Source organism: Caballeronia sp. HLA56 (assembly GCF_054655155.1).
The window spans coordinates 2,844,949-2,860,568 of the sequence record NZ_BAAHOB010000005.1 but is presented as its reverse complement, the minus strand read 5'-3'; the positions used below and the strand labels follow the sequence as shown (position 1 = coordinate 2,860,568).

The window sequence follows — 15,620 nt, the reverse complement described above, 5'->3', positions numbered from 1 at the left end:
TATAGGAATTTTGTAGTTTTAAGCGTGTTCCTAATCGTTCGCATGGCCCGAGTCAGCATACTCAGCCTTTCGTCAGGAAGCGAGTATGAATATCTTGTTCACGACGCGACCTGACGAATTTTCAAATCGGGCTCAGTCACTCAGGTGACGACTAAGGAATACTTATTATGAAGAAGATCATTCTTCCGCTGGTCGCGGTGTCCATGTCTCTGGCAGGCGCTGCCGCGCACGCCGCACCGGCAGGTAACGGTGGCACGCTGACTATCAACGGAGAGCTGACGGCCAACACGTGCACGGTAAGCGGCAATGCCCAGGGCAACAACTTCACCGTGACGCTGCCGGCGCTTGCCGCAGCGGAACTGACGGACGCCGGCTCTTCCGCGGGCGCCACCGGTTTCAACATTGCGCTGTCCAACTGCACGCCGGCCACGGGCAACGTGCACACGTTCTGGGAATACGGCGCGAACACGCTGGCCGACGGCAACCTGAAGAACAACGGCACGGCGACCAACGTGGAAGTCCAGTTGCTGGACTACAACGGCTCGGGGCAAGCCATCGACGTGAGCAAGGCCGACGGCGCGCAGCAGTCGCAAGACGTTGCGATCACGAGCGGCAGCGCAAGCCTGCAATACGCAGCGCAGTACAACTCGCCAATGGGCGCCGCGACCGCGGGCACGGTGACGAGCCAGGTGACCTACTCGATGGTCTATCAGTAAATCGATTCGCGAACGAGGACGCCCTCGCGGCGTCTTCGTTCAACCCTCGCACGGCGCGCGGGGTCGAGTCATCGCGTCACCGCAAATTTTGTTGAATGTCATGAGTCTCCGAAAAGTCGTTTTTAGCGCAGTGACAGCGGGTGTGCTCGCTCTCGTTGCGATCCTGCCGTTCTCAGCCAATGCGTCCGTCGTCGTCGCGGGCACGCGCGTGGTGTACAACGCCACGGATAGCGAAGTGACGCTTAAGCTGTCCAACGCGGGAAAATCGCCGGCCTTGACGCAGGTGTGGCTCGACAAGGGCGATCCCAAGGTCGATCCGGCTCAGATCGATCTCCCGTTCGTGCTCACGCCGCCGTTTGCGCGTATCGATCCGGGCAAGGCGCAGACCGTCCGTATCGCCTATACCGGCGAAGCGCTGCCGAAAGATCGCGAAACCCTGCTCTGGTTCAACGTGCTTGAAGTGCCGCCGAAGCCAACCGAAGCTCAGGCCGGCGCGAACTACGTCCAGCTCGCGTTCCGCTCGCGCCTGAAGTTTTTCTTTCGCCCGCAAGGTCTGCCGGGCAGCGCCGACGACGCACCGGGCAAGCTCACATGGCGGCTGTCGTCCCAAGGTGGCAAGTCCGCGCTCGTGGTTTCGAATCCGACGCCTTATCACGTGACGATCATCGACGCTCATGTGGGCGAAGGCGAACATGCCGCCCGATTCGATGAAGGCGGCATGGTGCCACCGGGTGGCGAGCTCACGTTGCCACTGTCCGGTAAGGCGACCGCGAACGGCCAGGTCTCGTTCACGACCTTGAACGACTACGGCGGTCCCACGAAGCACGAGGCAGCGATCCACTGAGACGCGCTGCATGCGGGCTATCTGACCGATTCACGAGCGACGCGAAGGATGTCGATTCCTTCGCCATCGGTCGGCCACACGCCGGGCGCGAATAGCCTGGCGTTCACGTACACCAAGACTTAATCGTCGCGAGGCAGCGAGCCCCGGATGCCGATGTTTCCCATCGGTGGGGAGCGGTGTTGCCCGCGAATCCGGCTCGATATGAATGAACGCTGCATGGAATCGAATTCGAGGTTCGCTCTCTCGCTGAGTCGGACCAGCGTCGCCGTGATGCTCGCCTTCGCCGCGGCGCATGCCAGGGCCGATGCGAACACGCTGGCTCGCATGGACACTTCGTCATCGTCCGGGGTGCGGCCGGATCGGGCTCAGGCCTCGTCCGATGTCAAGGCTGCATCGAGTGGTGCGGTTGCATCGACGGCATCGACGGCATCGACGGCATCGACCTCGACGGCATCGACCGCATCGGCCGCGCCCGAGGCCGTGGAGTTCGACCCGGGCTTCCTGCGCTTCGCGGGCGCAGCGGTCATGGACGTCAGCCGCTTCGACAAGGGCAACATCGCACTGGCCGGCAATTACCGCGCCGCACTGTACGTGAACGGCGTGTGGCTCGGCATGACCGCCATCACATTGCGCAATGTCGGCGCGCCGGACCATCGCGCGGTCCCGGTCTTCGATCGCGATCTGCTCGCGCGCGCGGGCGTCGATACCATGCGCCTGCCCGATTCGGCGTTAGCGCAACTCGACGCCGCGAACGGCACCGGCGGCGTGGCGCTGCCGGACCTGATCCCGCAGGCGACGGCCACCTTCGACATGGGCGAACAGCGCCTCGACGTGAGCGTGCCGCAAGCGATGATGAGCCGCAACGCGCGCGGCTGGGTCGATCCGAAGCTGTGGGACGAAGGCGTGCCAGCCGCGACCTTGCAGTACAACGCCAACGTGTATCGCTCGAATGGCGGCGGCGTGTCGAACACTCAGGGTTATCTGGGCGTGACGGCGGGTCTCAACTTCGACGCCTGGCGTTTTCGCTACAACGGCAACGTCACGACATCGTCGTTTGGCGGCACGCATGCACAGAGCCTGCAGACGAATGTGCAGCGCTCGCTGATTCCGCTCAAGAGCCAGTTGACGCTCGGCGACTCCTACACCGACGGCTCGATCTTCGATTCGTTCGGCGTGCGCGGCGTGCAACTCGCAACCGACGACCGCATGTACCCGGAATCGCAGCGCGGCTATGCACCGATCGTGCGGGGTATCGCCAATACCAACGCGAACGTTCAGGTCAAGCAAAACGGCAATCTCATCTACGAGACGACGGTCGCGCCGGGTCCTTTCGAGATCAACGATCTCTACCCGACCGGCTACGGCGGCGACCTGCAGGTGATCGTCACCGAAGCGGACGGCAGCCAGCACGTTGCATCCGTGCCGTATGCCGCGCCCGTGAATTCGCTGCGCGAGGGGCGCTGGCGCTTGAACGTGGCAGCGGGCCAGTATCGCAATTCGAGCGAATCGGGCCATCCGTATGTCGTGCAGGCTGGTGTGCAGCACGGCGTGAACAACCTGGTCACGCTGTATGGCGGCTCGATCGTCGCCGAAGACTACATTTCGGCGGCGCTCGGCGCGTCGCTCAACACGTCGGTCGGTGCATTCGCCTTCGACGCGACGCAAGCCAATGCGAATCTGCCGAAATCCGGCAGCCGGAGCGGACAGAGTCTTCGCCTTTCGTTCTCGCGCAGCTTCACGCCGACGAACACCGACGTCACGCTCGCGGCGTACCGCTATTCGACGAGCGGCTTCCTCGGGTTCCGCGACGCCATGAACCTGCGCGACCTCGAGTCGAAGGGCACCGCGTTCATGAGCAACGGCATCCAGAAAGGTCGCCTGCAGCTCACGCTCAACCAAAACCTCGACAAGTGGGGCTCCATTTACGCATCGGGCTACACGCAGAACTACTGGAACAAGCATGGCAACGATACCGCGTTCCAGGTCGGCTACAACACGAACGTCGGGCGCGTCGGCGTGGGGGTTTCGGCTTCGCGCGAACTCGACACGTCAACCGCGAACTGGGACAACCGCGTGATGCTCACGCTGAGCGTTCCCCTCGATCTGGGCACGAACATCGCCAATTCGACGACGAGCTTCTCGCACGACTCGCGCGACAACACGAACCAGATTCAGGAAACCTTCACGGGCACGCTCGGCAAGGACTACGAGATGAACTACGGCGTGAGCGCGAGCCACACATCGGGTGATTCCGGCAGCCACAGCGACAGCCTTAGCGCCAACGTCGGCTATTTCTCACCTGTCGCGCAGTTGCGCGCGAATGTTGGCCGCGCCAACGGATACACGCAGGCAGGCGCGGGTGCGTCCGGTTCCGTGGTCGCGTACGGGGGCGGTCTGGTGTTGTCACCGCAAAGCGGCGACACGTTGGCGATAGTCGAGGCGAACGATGCCGCCGGAGCGCGCATTGCCAGTTCGCCCGGCGTGCGGCTGAACGGCGCCGGCCGCGCGGCCGTGGCGGGCATGCAGCCGTATTCGCAGAACGCGGTGGAGATCGACACCAAGGGCTTGCCGATGGGCGTGCAGCTCAAGACCACCGAGCAGTACTTTGCACCAACGGCCGGCGCGGTGTCGCTCGTGAAGTTCGATACCGAAGACCGAGGCCGCGCAATCGTCATGCGCTTGCGTCGTCTGAACGGCGAGCCGGTGCCGTTCGGCGCGGACGTGCTGGATGCGAGCGGCGAATCCGTTGGCGCCGTGACGCAGGGCAGCCGCGCGATGTTGTATAGCAAGGCCGCGAGTGGCGATCTGATCGCCCGTTGGGGCTCGGCGGCTGATCAGAGTTGCAAGGTGCATTACGCGTTGCCCGAAGCCGACGGGAGCCGGGCGGCATCGACTGCCTTCGCGGATGCAGCCTGCAACTAAGCCGGTATCTCCACGACATGAATCTGCAATCGACAAAGACCCGCACGAGCGGCGGCAACATGAACACGTTTGAATGACTATGCGCACACTTGGATCACTTCTGGCTAATCTCGCCGTCACCATCGCCGTCACCGCGACCGGTTCGGCATTCGGAGCGGATGCCACGCTCAACTTCACCGGCACCATCGTGCCCCCGTCCTGCACGGTGGACACCGCTTCGGCGAATCAGACGATCAATCTGGGCAGCGCCAATATCCTCGACTTTCCGAGCGTGGGATCGACGATGAATCCCACGGCGTTCAGCCTGAAGCTGACCAACTGCACGCCGGGCACCACGGTATCGATGGCCGTATCGGGCCAGTCCGACACCGTTCCGAGCGTGCTCAAGAACACCGGCACCGCGACGCAGACCGGCGTGCAACTGCTGCAGGCGAGCAGTGCGGGCGGGACCACCGGTACGGTCGTCACGCTTGGCAACACCTCCAATCGCGGCCAAGTGGACGCGACCAACGCCATGACCATTCCGATGGTGGCGCAGTTCTATCGTCTTGGAACGATGACAGCCGGCACGGTGACGACCTCGGCGACGGTCAACTTCACCTACAACTGACGCGCGCGTGACTTCGACACCCTTTGACGGAATAGCGATATGAAAGGCATCGGATTTGCCCGGCTGCGACGATATGCTTGGATCATCTTGTCGAGCGCGCTGGTTTTGACAGGCGGCATGCAGGACGCATGGGCCGACGCTTGCACGGGCGGAGGTCAGAGTGTGCAGGCCATTCTCCCCGCGACGATTTCGGTGCCGCGCGACTTGCCGGTGGGCGCCATTCTGGCGCCCTGGAGCATCACGTCGATGGTCAACTACGTGTGCACCATGTCGACGACATCCGGTTCCGGCATGTATTCGAAGTTGAATGTCGCATGGCCGAAAAGCAGCGTGACGATTGCGAGCACACCGGGCCCAGGTCTCGCGTCCTATACGGTCTTGCAGACCAATGTGCCCGGCGTTGGCATGGCCATCGCGTTCGACGGCGAGCCGAGTTCGTGTGGCGGCGCCGATTGGCTCGACGTGGTGTCGCCCTCCGTGCGGCCGCCCTACGTGGGCTGGACCTGTACCGCCGTTGGTTCCAACCTCAAAAACTATGGGCGTTGGGCAGTTGCGCTCGTGAAGACAGGCGTTGTGAGCGCGGCGGGTGTGCTGGGCGCGCAGACGCTGGCGAGCTCAAGCTCCATGATCAATTTTGTCCCGGACAGCCCGGGCACCACGCCTTTTTATCTGATCGTCCCGGCGGTGACGGTCGTCCCGCTTACCTGCCAGACCCCCGATGTGCCGGTGCCGCTCGGCACCCATTTTCCGGTGGAGATGGCGTCTGTCGGTGCGACTACCGCGGCGGTCCCGTTCAACATCAGCCTCAACAATTGTCCCTCGGGGATGAATGGCGTCCTGTATGAAATCGATCCCACGACCAGTGTGCTTAACAGTTCGCAATCCGTCGTGGCGCTCAATGGCTCGTCGTCGGCCACGGGCGTGGGCGTGCAGCTACTGGATGGCTCCGGCTCCGTGTTTCCGCTGAGCACGACCAAGGCATTCTCCGGCTATAACAGTTCCACGGGTGGCAGCTATGTCATCCCGATGAAGGCGCGTTACTATCGAACCGGTACCGTGACGCCCGGTCCGGCGAACACGTCGATGATCCTCACCATGACCTATCATTAGGCATCGCCGGGCAGCGCTGCTCAGGTTGCTTGCCACGGACAGACGTCCGAAAAAAAACGCCCCTCAAGAGGGGCGTTCCTGTTTCGAGCGTCGCGGTTGTCGTTCAGCGCACCCGCATTCCCGGCGTGGCCCCGCCATGCGGTTCGAGAATATAGAGCCCCGGCTCCTTCTTGTCGTCGGCAGCGGACGCCGCCAGCACCATCCCTTCCGACAGACCGAACTTCATCTTGCGCGGCGCGAGATTGGCGACCATCACGGTCAGCTTGCCGATCAGATCCTGCGGCTGATAAGCCGAACGAATACCCGAAAACACATTGCGCGTTTTCTCTTCGCCGATATCGAGCGTCAGTTGCAAGAGCTTGTCGGAGCCTTCGACCGTTTTGCAATCGACGATCTTCGCGATACGCAGATCGATTTTCGAGAAGTCGTCGATGGAGATGACGCCTGGCGTCTCTTCATTCGCTTGCTTCTTGGCGGGCGCCGCGCTCTTAGCCGCACTCGCACTTGTAGCAGCGGCAGAAGCAGCGGCCGCTTCCGGCGCCGCCTGCAACGACTCGCGATTCGCCGCGAGCAAGGCCTCGATCTGCTTCGGGTCGACGCGCGTGGTCAGATGCTTGTACGCGTTCACGGCATTGGCCGACGACAGCGGCTTGTGCGCGTCCGCCCAGACGAGCGGCGCGATGCCGAGGAACGCCTCGACCGCTTCGATCAGCTTCGGCAACACCGGCTTCAGCGCAAGCGACAACAGGCGGAACGCCTCCAGACTCACGCTGCAAGTCTCGTGCAACGCGACCGAGTTGGCCGGGTCCTTCGCCTGTTCCCAGGGCTTCGCGGTATCGACGTAGCCGTTGACGGTATCGGCGAGATCCATGGTCGTGCGCAGCGCGCGGCCGTATTCGCGCGACTCGTAGAAGCCCGCAATCTGCGGAATCGCGGCGCGCAGTTGCGCAAGCAGCGGATGCTGCATCGCGCTGTCCTGCACGCGGCCGTCGAAGCGCTTCAGAAGAAAGCCCGCCGCGCGGCTCGCGATATTCACGTATTTGCCGACGAGATCGCTGTTCACGCGCGCCTGGAAGTCTTCCAGGTTGAGGTCGATGTCTTCCATCGTGCTGTTCAGCTTGGCCGCGAAGTAGTAGCGCAGCCATTCCGGATTGATGCCGGTATCGATCACGCTTTGCGCCGTGATGAACGTGCCACGCGACTTCGACATCTTCGCGCCGTCGACGGTCAAAAAGCCGTGCGCGAACACGTTCGTCGGCGTGCGATGACCGGAGTATTCGAGCATCGCGGGCCAAAAGAGCGTGTGGAAATACAGAATGTCCTTGCCGATGAAGTGGTACTGCTCGGTCTTCGAACCGGGCTTCACCCATTCATCGAAATTCAGGCCGATACGGTCCGCGAGATTCTTGAAGCTCGCGTAATAGCCGACCGGGGCGTCGACCCAGACGTAGAAGTACTTGCCCGGCGCACCGGGGATTTCAAAGCCGAAGTAGGGCGCGTCGCGCGAGATGTCCCAGTCGGCGAGCTTGGCCTCGCCCTTGTCGCCGAGCCATTCGCGCATCTTGTTCGTGGCTTCGGGCTGCGCGAGTCCGCCGACCCAGCCGCGCAGGAAGTCTTCGCAACGCGGGTCCGACAAGCGGAAGAAATAATGCGTGGAAATCTTGCGGATGGGCGTCGCGCCCGACACCACCGAATACGGGTTGATGAGTTCGGTGGGCTGATAAGTCGAGCCGCAAACCTCGCAATTGTCGCCGTACTGGTCCTTCGCGCCGCACTTCGGGCACTGGCCCTTGATGAAGCGGTCCGGCAGGAACATTTCCTTGACCGGATCGTAGGCCTGCTCGATGTCGCGCGCGTCGATCAACCCCGCTTCCTGGAGCGCGGCGTAGATGGTGTTGCAAAGGACGCGGTTTTCCTCGGCATCGGTCGAATAATAGTTGTCGAAGGAAATGCCGAAGCTGTCGAAGTCGCGCTTGTGCTCTTTCCAAACGCGTTCGATCAGCGCTTTCGGCGTGATGCCTTCTTTTTCGGCGCGCAGCATGATGGGCGTGCCGTGGGTATCGTCGGCGCCGACGTAGTAGACCTCGTGGCCATGCATGCGCAGCGTCCGAACCCAGATGTCCGTCTGAATGTATTCGACCATATGGCCGATATGAATCTGACCGTTCGCATACGGCAACGCGGACGTGACGAGAATCTGGCGAGCGCCGTTCTTGACGGCGGGCGCGGCGGTGGCGATGGCTGAAATCGGTGCTGACATAAGGCGCGGCCCGGAGGAAATGCAGAAGTTGATCGAAGAACGCAAAAAAAAGCGATTTTCGATTTTAGCAGGGAGGGGAAGGAAGACGGGGAGGCGGGGAGACTTGGGCGCGGCAGCCGAAAACCATCGCACCAAAAAAAACCGGGGTCCAAAACCGGGCCCCGGAGCAACAACGACAAGAGGAGAATGGCAGGTGGCGGCCTCGCCGCGCGCCTACCGTAAGGACAGACACGCGCCGTGCGCCCAAGTTTCAAATTTTTTTCAGGCGGCTTCGCGCGCTTTGCCACGCTGCGCCGGGATCTGCCGATTCTCCTTATAAATCAGAAATTTATTGCACTTGGCCCGGCTGTGCCGTCGCGCGCAGGTAAATTTCCACGCGACGATTTTGCGCGCGGCCTGCTTCGGTCGAATTGTCGGCGATCGGCTGGTTCTGTCCCATGCCCTGCGACGAGAGACGCTGACCGGCGACACCATGCGTGGCGATATAGGAAGCCACGCTTTGCGCGCGATTCTGCGACAGCGTCTGGTTGTAAGCCGCCGTGCCGGTGTTATCCGTATGGCCAATCACGTTGGCGATCAACTCCGGATGCTGCTGCAACGTTTGCGTGACGGAGTTCAGAACCGGATCGAACGTCGGCTTGATCGCGTAGCTGTTGGTGTCGAAAGAGATCGAGTTCGGGATGTTGACCTTGAGCGATCCGTCCTGCTGCTCGGTCACCTGCGTGCCGGTGCCCTTCGAGTCGCCGGAAATCTTGTTGCGAATGGCTTGCCAGTTGTAGCCGGTCACACCGCCGACAGCCGCGCCTGCAGCCGCGCCGATTGCCGCGCCCTTGCCGCCGCCGAAAATCGCACCGAGGCCAGCGCCGGTCGCGGCCCCGACGCCCGTGCCGACCGCCGCATTGTTACCCTGCTCCGTCGCGCAGCCCGCGACCAGTGCGCCAGCAACGACGAAAACCGACAAACGGGTCATCAACTTCAACTTCATGTTTGATCTCCTTGAATCAACGAGCGATTCGGCGCGCCGCGCCGACAGTACGTAAGGGTCTTCGGACGTGCGTCCGGACGAACCTCTACAATTATGAGAAATGAGAGCGCGTCAGTCGCCAGTGGCGATGCATCCCGGAAACAATTACCGCGCGCAATAGTGCAATGCGCGGGGACGCGGCGCAACGGCTCTAACAATTACTTTCACTTTCCTCAGTTTGTTGCAATGCGCCGTCGCATCAGCACAAACCATTCCATGGAGTTGCAATGAGTATCGACCGCGCGAAGATCGACGCCGCACTAGCCACACTGACCGATCCGAACACCAGCCGCAAGTTCGTCGATACCAAAAGTATCCGCAACGTTTCGCTACAAAACGGCACGGTCTCGGTGAGCGTCGTACTGGGTTATCCGGCGCGTACGCAGTTCGCGGCCACGGCCAAACTGGTCGAGGATGCGTTGCGTGCGGTTCCCGGCGTGGAAGACGTCGTCGTCGATGTGTCCTCGCAAGTCGTCGCGCACGCGGTACAGCGCGGCGTAAAGCTGCTGCCGAACGTCAAGAACATTATCGCGGTGGCGTCGGGCAAGGGCGGCGTCGGCAAGAGCACGACAGCCGCGAACCTCGCGCTCGCACTGGCGGCGGAAGGCGCCAATGTCGGCATGCTCGACGCGGACATCTACGGCCCGTCCTTGCCGATGATGCTCGGCATCTCCGGCCGGCCGGAGTCGCCCGACAACCAGTCGATGAATCCGCTGATCGGTCATGGCATTCAGGCGAATTCCATCGGCTTTCTGATCGAGCAGGACAACCCGATGGTCTGGCGCGGCCCGATGGTCACCTCCGCGCTCGAACAACTGCTGCGTCAGACCAACTGGAAAGACCTGGATTATCTCGTCGTCGACATGCCGCCGGGCACGGGCGACATTCAGTTGACGCTCTCGCAGAAAGTGCCGGTGACGGGCGCGGTGATCGTCACCACGCCGCAGGACATCGCGCTGCTCGACGCCAAGAAGGGCCTCAAGATGTTCGAGAAGGTCGGCATTCCCATTCTCGGCATCGTCGAAAACATGAGCACGCATATCTGCTCGAATTGCGGGCACGAGGAGCATATCTTCGGCGCGGGCGGCGGCGAGCGCATGGCGAAGGAATACGGCGTCGAGATTCTCGGCCAGTTGCCGCTCGATATCGCGATTCGAGAACGCACCGATGCCGGTCAGCCGACAGTCGTTTCGCAGCCGGAAAGCCGGATTGCCGAGACGTATCGCGCGATTGCGCGGCGCGTGGCGATTGCCATTGCCGATCGTCAGCGCGACATGACGTCGAAGTTTCCGAGCATCGTCGTGCAGAACACTTGATGTGGCGCGCTTGGACGCGTTTCGCCGAAGCCTTGTGCGGTGCGGCTCGCGGTATCATGTCGCCTGCTATGGGCGGCCGCGCGGATGCACCGGGTGTCGGCGGGCCGCCGAGAGGATCGCATGAGACATAGATTCGACGGAAGGGCGGCCCACGCCGGACTTGCTTCGGCGCTCGTCGCCTGTAGTGTTCTCGTGAGCGGCTGCGGCATCATCTTCCAGAATCACGAGAAACGCGCCGACGCGGTGCTTCAGCCGACGCCTGGCAACGCGGCGCGCGGCACCATCACGCTGATCGAGCGCGCGGACGGCGTTCAGGTGTCGTATAGCCTGATCGACATGCCGCCCGACAGCGATCACGCGCTGCAGGTTCACGAGCGCGGCGACTGCATCGCCATGGACGATCAGGATGCAAGCCCGGTCTTCGCGCTGCCGGCGGAGCGCAAGCGCGCCACCGCGCGTCTCGAAGGCGAACTCGGCAACATTCACGCGGATTCCACCGGATCGGCCACGGGCTTTTTCGTGGCGACGGACGTGTCGCTCGACGGCGTGCGCTCGGTCATCTCGCGCGCTATCGTGCTGCATCGCGAAGCCACCGATCCCTACGCCGCCAGTCCGCACAACGTGGGACCGGCGCTCGCATGCGGCGTCATCCGGCGCTGATCGATGAAGACGCCACGAGTATCATCCGAATGGTCGATCACGGTCGAGCGTCGCCGATACGACCCGTCGTTCGCGTAAAATACGCGCTTTCCGTTTGGCCGCAGCGCGCGACAAAATCGCTGCCGCCATGCCCCGTTTCACCGCAGGCGTCCGGTCGCATGACCGCGAGCCGCAACGCTGGGTAGCGTCCCTATGAGCATCAAGTCCGACAAGTGGATCCGGCGCATGGCCGAAGAGCACAAGATGATCGAGCCGTTCGTGCGCGATCAGGTGCGCGTGACCGAAGACGGCCGCAAGATCGTGTCGTACGGAACGTCGAGCTACGGCTACGACATCCGCGTGGCCGACGAATTCAAGATCTTCACGAACATCAATTCCACCATCGTCGATCCGAAAAACTTCGACGAGAAATCGTTCGTCGACTTCAAGGGCGATGTCTGCATCATCCCGCCGAATTCCTTCGCGCTTGCCCGCACGGTCGAATATTTCCGTATTCCGCGCTCGTGCCTGACCGTGTGTCTCGGCAAGTCCACCTACGCGCGTTGCGGGATCATCGTGAATGTGACGCCGTTCGAGCCGGAATGGGAAGGCTACGTCACGCTCGAATTCTCGAATACGACACCTTTGCCTGCCAAAATCTACGCGAACGAAGGCGTCGCGCAGGTTCTGTTTTTCGAAAGCGACGAGATTTGCGAGACGTCGTATGCGGATCGCGGCGGCAAGTATCAGGGGCAGCACGGCGTTACCCTGCCGAAAACCTGATTCCTTCGCTTCTCAAAGAAACGCACACCGCATACGCTTGTCGAAAGACCGCTGTCGTCGAGCTTCCAGTCTCGGGCAGCGGTCGTTCCATTTGGAGATTCGCACGATGAAGTTCCGCTTTCCCGTCGTCATCATCGACGAAGACTTTCGCTCCGAGAATATCTCGGGTTCCGGCATTCGCGCGCTTGCCGAAGCGATCGAGCGCGAAGGCGCCGAAGTGCTCGGCCTGACGAGCTACGGCGACCTCGCGGCCTTCGCGCAGCAGTCGAGCCGCGCGTCGTGCTTCATTCTGTCGATCGACGACGACGAACTCCTGCCATATGCCGATAACGTCGTCGTGGAAGGCGACACGCCGGAACTGGCTTCGGCTATCGTCGCGTTGCGCGCGTTCATCAACGCCGTGCGCCGCCGCAACGCGGACATCCCGATCTTCCTGTACGGCGAGACGCGCACCTCGCGCCACTTGCCGAACGACATCCTGCGCGAGCTGCACGGCTTCATCCACATGTTCGAGGACACGCCGGAGTTCGTTGCACGGCACGTCATTCGCGAAGCCAAGGTGTATCTGGATTCGCTCGCGCCGCCGTTCTTCAAGGAACTGGTGCAGTACGCAGAAGAAGGTTCGTATTCGTGGCATTGTCCGGGACACTCGGGCGGCGTCGCGTTCCTGAAAAATCCGCTCGGACAGATGTTCCACCAGTTCTTCGGCGAGAACATGTTGCGCGCGGACGTCTGCAATGCCGTCGAGGAACTCGGCCAGTTGCTCGATCACACCGGGCCGGTCGCGGCGTCCGAGCGTAACGCGGCGCGCATCTTCAGCGCGGATCATCTCTTCTTCGTGACCAACGGCACGTCCACCTCGAACAAGATCGTGTGGCACGCGACCGTGGCGCCGGGCGATATCGTGCTCGTGGACCGCAACTGTCACAAGTCGATCCTGCACGCCATCACCATGACGGGCGCGATCCCCGTGTTCCTCACGCCGACGCGCAACCAGTTCGGCATCATCGGACCGATTCCGCGCGACGAGTTCAAGCCCGAAAACATTCGCAAGAAGATCGAGGCGAATCCGTTCGCGCGCGAGGCGCTCGCGAAGAACCCGAAGATCAAGCCGCGCATCCTGACGATCACGCAAAGCACGTATGACGGCGTGATCTACAACGTCGAGATGATCAAGGACCTGCTCGGCGACCTGCTCGATACACTGCACTTCGACGAAGCCTGGCTGCCGCACGCCGAGTTCCATTCGTTCTATCAGGACATGCACGCAATCGGCGCGGGCCGGCCGCGCACCGGCGCGCTCGTGTTCGCCACGCACTCCACGCACAAGCTGCTCGCGGGCATCTCGCAGGCGTCGCAGATTCTCGTGCAGGACAGCGAGAACAGCACCTTCGACCGGCATCGTTTCAACGAGGCGTACCTCATGCATACGTCGACGAGCCCGCAATACGCGATCATCGCGTCATGCGACGTGGCCGCGGCGATGATGGAAGCGCCGGGCGGCACGGCGCTCGTCGAGGAATCGATTGCGGAAGCGCTCGATTTCCGCCGCGCCATGCGCAAGGTCGACGACGAATACGGCGACGACTGGTTCTTTAAGGTCTGGGGCCCGGAGGCGCTGGCCGAAGAGGGTATAGGCGACCGCGAAGACTGGATGCTGAAGCCGAACGACCGCTGGCACGGCTTCGGCGCGCTCGCGGAAAACTTCAACATGCTCGACCCGATCAAGGCGACCATCATCACGCCGGGACTCGACGTGGACGGCAGTTTTGGCGACACGGGCATTCCGGCCGGCATCGTCACGCGCTATCTGGCCGAGCACGGCATTATCGTGGAGAAGACCGGGCTCTACTCGTTCTTCATCATGTTTACCATCGGCATCACGAAGGGCCGCTGGAACTCGATGGTCACCGAACTCCAGCAGTTCAAGGACGACTACGACAACAACCAGCCGCTATGGCGCGTGCTGCCGGAATTCATCGCGCAGCATCCATCGTATGAGCGCATCGGCCTGCGCGATCTGTGCGAGCAGATTCACAGTGTTTATCGCGCAAACGACATCGCGCGTCTGACTACCGAGATGTATCTGTCGAGCATGGAGCCGGCCATGAAGCCGTCCGAAGCGTTCGCCAAGCTCGCGCACCGCGAAATCGACCGCGTGCCTATCGACGAACTCGAAGGGCGCGTGACGAGCATTCTGCTCACGCCGTATCCGCCGGGCATTCCGTTGCTGATTCCGGGCGAGCGCTTCAATCGCACGATCGTCGATTACCTGCGTTTCGCGCGCGAATTCAACGAACGCTTCCCAGGCTTCCATACCGACATCCACGGGCTCGTGGGCGAGGTGATCAACGGGCGTATCGAATACTTCGTCGATTGCGTGCGCGACTGAGTTGCGCCTAGCTGCGCGCTGATCGTTGCTAGAAGACGATCAGCGCCATGATGGTGTCGCGATACCTTCCCGGCGGTTTCGATTCCTGCGCCGGGACCTGGCCATAGACCACGAGCGTTTGCGGCTGGCCGGTTCCGGTATTGAAGGCCATCGTCGTGCCATTCGTGCCATCGGCCCAAGGCACCTTGTGCGTCGGGTCGATGTATAGCTGATAGTCGATGGTCTCTGTCCCTCCCTGGCGAGCGAGCTTGCGGTTGGTGGTCGTCGCGCCGGGCGTCATGCCGCGGTCCAGCGCCACCGAAAAGGGCATGCCCGAGACGCACGTCACCCGCAACGAACTCGTCGACTCGATCGGTTGGTCGAGCAGGCTCGCCTCCCGAAAGACGAGGGGCGACGCGTCTATCGTGCAAGTCGGGCCGACCGTCGCCGTAACCGTGAACGGACCGCTCGTATAGGGCGCCGTTGCCGTCTTGCAATCGGGTGGCGTGCCGGTGTATCCCACATAGACGAAGTAGGTGTCCGAGGCGCTGAACGGCATGGTGTACGTGCCGTTCGGTACGGGCTGGTTAGGCGGAATGCGTCCATAGAACGGCTCATGTTCCCAGACCTTGCCGCCCGGATGAACGGGAAGATCGAGCGTCAGCGGCACGGTGTCGGGCGCCGTGACCGATCCCCACACACCTTGATGGTCCGGATCGACGTAGAGGTTGTAGTTCAACGTTGCGCCGCTTGGGCCAATGAGCGTGCGCGAGTCGGTGTGGCCGATGTTCAGGCACATGCGAACCATCGCCGTCGAATAGCCGCTGCACAGAATGTGAATGCCGCCGACGATATCGGCGGGTTCGGTGTCCGTTACATCGATGGAGCCGAAATCCGTATAGCCCACCGAAAACGTGCAGGTTTGCGAGCGCGCCGCGCCAGAGAGCGCGCAGAGCACGAGAAACACGAGCGCGTATCTGACGGGACGAAACGAGCCGTGCGTGCGGCGAAGGGGTGCGTGCATG

At 62.2% G+C, this 15,620-nt stretch carries 12 protein-coding genes; 9 read left to right on the top strand and 3 right to left on the bottom strand.

The window, feature by feature from the left end:
- The first annotated feature begins 167 nt into the window (after positions 1-167).
- The 5 genes from ACYQ47_RS32935 (at position 168) to ACYQ47_RS32915 (ending at position 6,202) form a co-directional block, all read left to right on the top strand.
- Positions 168-716, top strand: a complete 549-nt coding sequence (locus ACYQ47_RS32935; protein WP_250508669.1) for a fimbrial protein — start codon at positions 168-170, stop codon at positions 714-716.
- 100 nt (positions 717-816) lie between these two features.
- A complete protein-coding gene (locus tag ACYQ47_RS32930; RefSeq protein ID WP_459908969.1) occupies positions 817-1,560 on the top strand; it encodes a fimbrial biogenesis chaperone in 744 nt (247 codons plus the stop codon).
- Between the two features lie 216 nt (positions 1,561-1,776).
- Positions 1,777-4,482 carry a fimbria/pilus outer membrane usher protein gene (locus ACYQ47_RS32925; protein ID WP_459908967.1) on the top strand — a complete coding sequence of 902 codons (2,706 nt, stop codon included), beginning with the start codon at positions 1,777-1,779 and terminating at the stop codon, positions 4,480-4,482.
- 73 nt (positions 4,483-4,555) lie between these two features.
- Positions 4,556-5,092: a fimbrial protein gene (locus ACYQ47_RS32920; protein WP_250491926.1), complete on the top strand. Its 537-nt coding sequence runs from the start codon at positions 4,556-4,558 to the stop codon at positions 5,090-5,092.
- A 39-nt stretch (positions 5,093-5,131) separates the two neighbouring features.
- Positions 5,132-6,202 carry a fimbrial protein gene (locus ACYQ47_RS32915; RefSeq protein WP_459908964.1) on the top strand — a complete coding sequence of 357 codons (1,071 nt, stop codon included), beginning with the start codon at positions 5,132-5,134 and terminating at the stop codon, positions 6,200-6,202.
- A 103-nt stretch (positions 6,203-6,305) separates the two neighbouring features.
- Here the strand turns inward: ACYQ47_RS32915 and metG are convergent, their stop codons facing one another.
- Positions 6,306-8,462 carry a methionine--tRNA ligase gene (gene metG, locus ACYQ47_RS32910; protein ID WP_459908962.1) on the bottom strand — a complete coding sequence of 719 codons (2,157 nt, stop codon included), beginning with the start codon at positions 8,460-8,462 and terminating at the stop codon, positions 6,306-6,308.
- A 328-nt stretch (positions 8,463-8,790) separates the two neighbouring features.
- On the bottom strand, positions 8,791-9,447 hold the full coding sequence (locus ACYQ47_RS32905) for an OmpA family protein (RefSeq protein WP_244827286.1): 657 nt from the start codon (positions 9,445-9,447) through the stop codon (positions 8,791-8,793).
- A 266-nt stretch (positions 9,448-9,713) separates the two neighbouring features.
- Here ACYQ47_RS32905 and apbC point away from each other — a divergent pair, with 266 nt between their 5' ends.
- From apbC to ACYQ47_RS32885, 4 genes are all read left to right on the top strand, one after another.
- Complete coding sequence (gene apbC, locus ACYQ47_RS32900; RefSeq protein WP_244827287.1) at positions 9,714-10,802, top strand: iron-sulfur cluster carrier protein ApbC; 1,089 nt, start codon at positions 9,714-9,716, stop codon at positions 10,800-10,802.
- Positions 10,803-10,922: 120 nt separating this feature from the next.
- The gene (locus tag ACYQ47_RS32895) at positions 10,923-11,462 is read left to right on the top strand and encodes a superoxide dismutase family protein (RefSeq protein WP_250491930.1); all 540 of its coding nucleotides are present in this window, start codon (positions 10,923-10,925) and stop codon (positions 11,460-11,462) included.
- 192 nt (positions 11,463-11,654) lie between these two features.
- On the top strand, positions 11,655-12,224 hold the full coding sequence (gene dcd, locus ACYQ47_RS32890) for a dCTP deaminase (protein ID WP_086972352.1): 570 nt from the start codon (positions 11,655-11,657) through the stop codon (positions 12,222-12,224).
- A gap of 106 nt (positions 12,225-12,330) precedes the next feature.
- On the top strand, positions 12,331-14,616 hold the full coding sequence (locus ACYQ47_RS32885; protein ID WP_244827289.1) for an arginine/lysine/ornithine decarboxylase: 2,286 nt from the start codon (positions 12,331-12,333) through the stop codon (positions 14,614-14,616).
- Between the two features lie 28 nt (positions 14,617-14,644).
- Here ACYQ47_RS32885 and ACYQ47_RS32880 read toward each other — a convergent pair whose 3' ends face one another.
- A complete protein-coding gene (locus ACYQ47_RS32880; protein ID WP_244827290.1) occupies positions 14,645-15,619 on the bottom strand; it encodes a Csu type fimbrial protein in 975 nt (324 codons plus the stop codon).
- Position 15,620: the final 1 nt, after the last annotated feature.

Coding starts and splice junctions, on each gene's coding strand:
- ACYQ47_RS32935 (WP_250508669.1), top strand. CDS start 168: ATGAAGAAGATCATTCTTCCGCTGGTCGCGGTGTCCATGTCTCTGGCA.
- ACYQ47_RS32930 (WP_459908969.1), top strand. CDS start 817: ATGAGTCTCCGAAAAGTCGTTTTTAGCGCAGTGACAGCGGGTGTGCTC.
- ACYQ47_RS32925 (WP_459908967.1), top strand. CDS start 1,777: ATGGAATCGAATTCGAGGTTCGCTCTCTCGCTGAGTCGGACCAGCGTC.
- ACYQ47_RS32920 (WP_250491926.1), top strand. CDS start 4,556: ATGACTATGCGCACACTTGGATCACTTCTGGCTAATCTCGCCGTCACC.
- ACYQ47_RS32915 (WP_459908964.1), top strand. CDS start 5,132: ATGAAAGGCATCGGATTTGCCCGGCTGCGACGATATGCTTGGATCATC.
- metG (WP_459908962.1), bottom strand. CDS start 8,462: ATGTCAGCACCGATTTCAGCCATCGCCACCGCCGCGCCCGCCGTCAAG.
- ACYQ47_RS32905 (WP_244827286.1), bottom strand. CDS start 9,447: ATGAAGTTGAAGTTGATGACCCGTTTGTCGGTTTTCGTCGTTGCTGGC.
- apbC (WP_244827287.1), top strand. CDS start 9,714: ATGAGTATCGACCGCGCGAAGATCGACGCCGCACTAGCCACACTGACC.
- ACYQ47_RS32895 (WP_250491930.1), top strand. CDS start 10,923: ATGAGACATAGATTCGACGGAAGGGCGGCCCACGCCGGACTTGCTTCG.
- dcd (WP_086972352.1), top strand. CDS start 11,655: ATGAGCATCAAGTCCGACAAGTGGATCCGGCGCATGGCCGAAGAGCAC.
- ACYQ47_RS32885 (WP_244827289.1), top strand. CDS start 12,331: ATGAAGTTCCGCTTTCCCGTCGTCATCATCGACGAAGACTTTCGCTCC.
- ACYQ47_RS32880 (WP_244827290.1), bottom strand. CDS start 15,619: ATGCACGCACCCCTTCGCCGCACGCACGGCTCGTTTCGTCCCGTCAGA.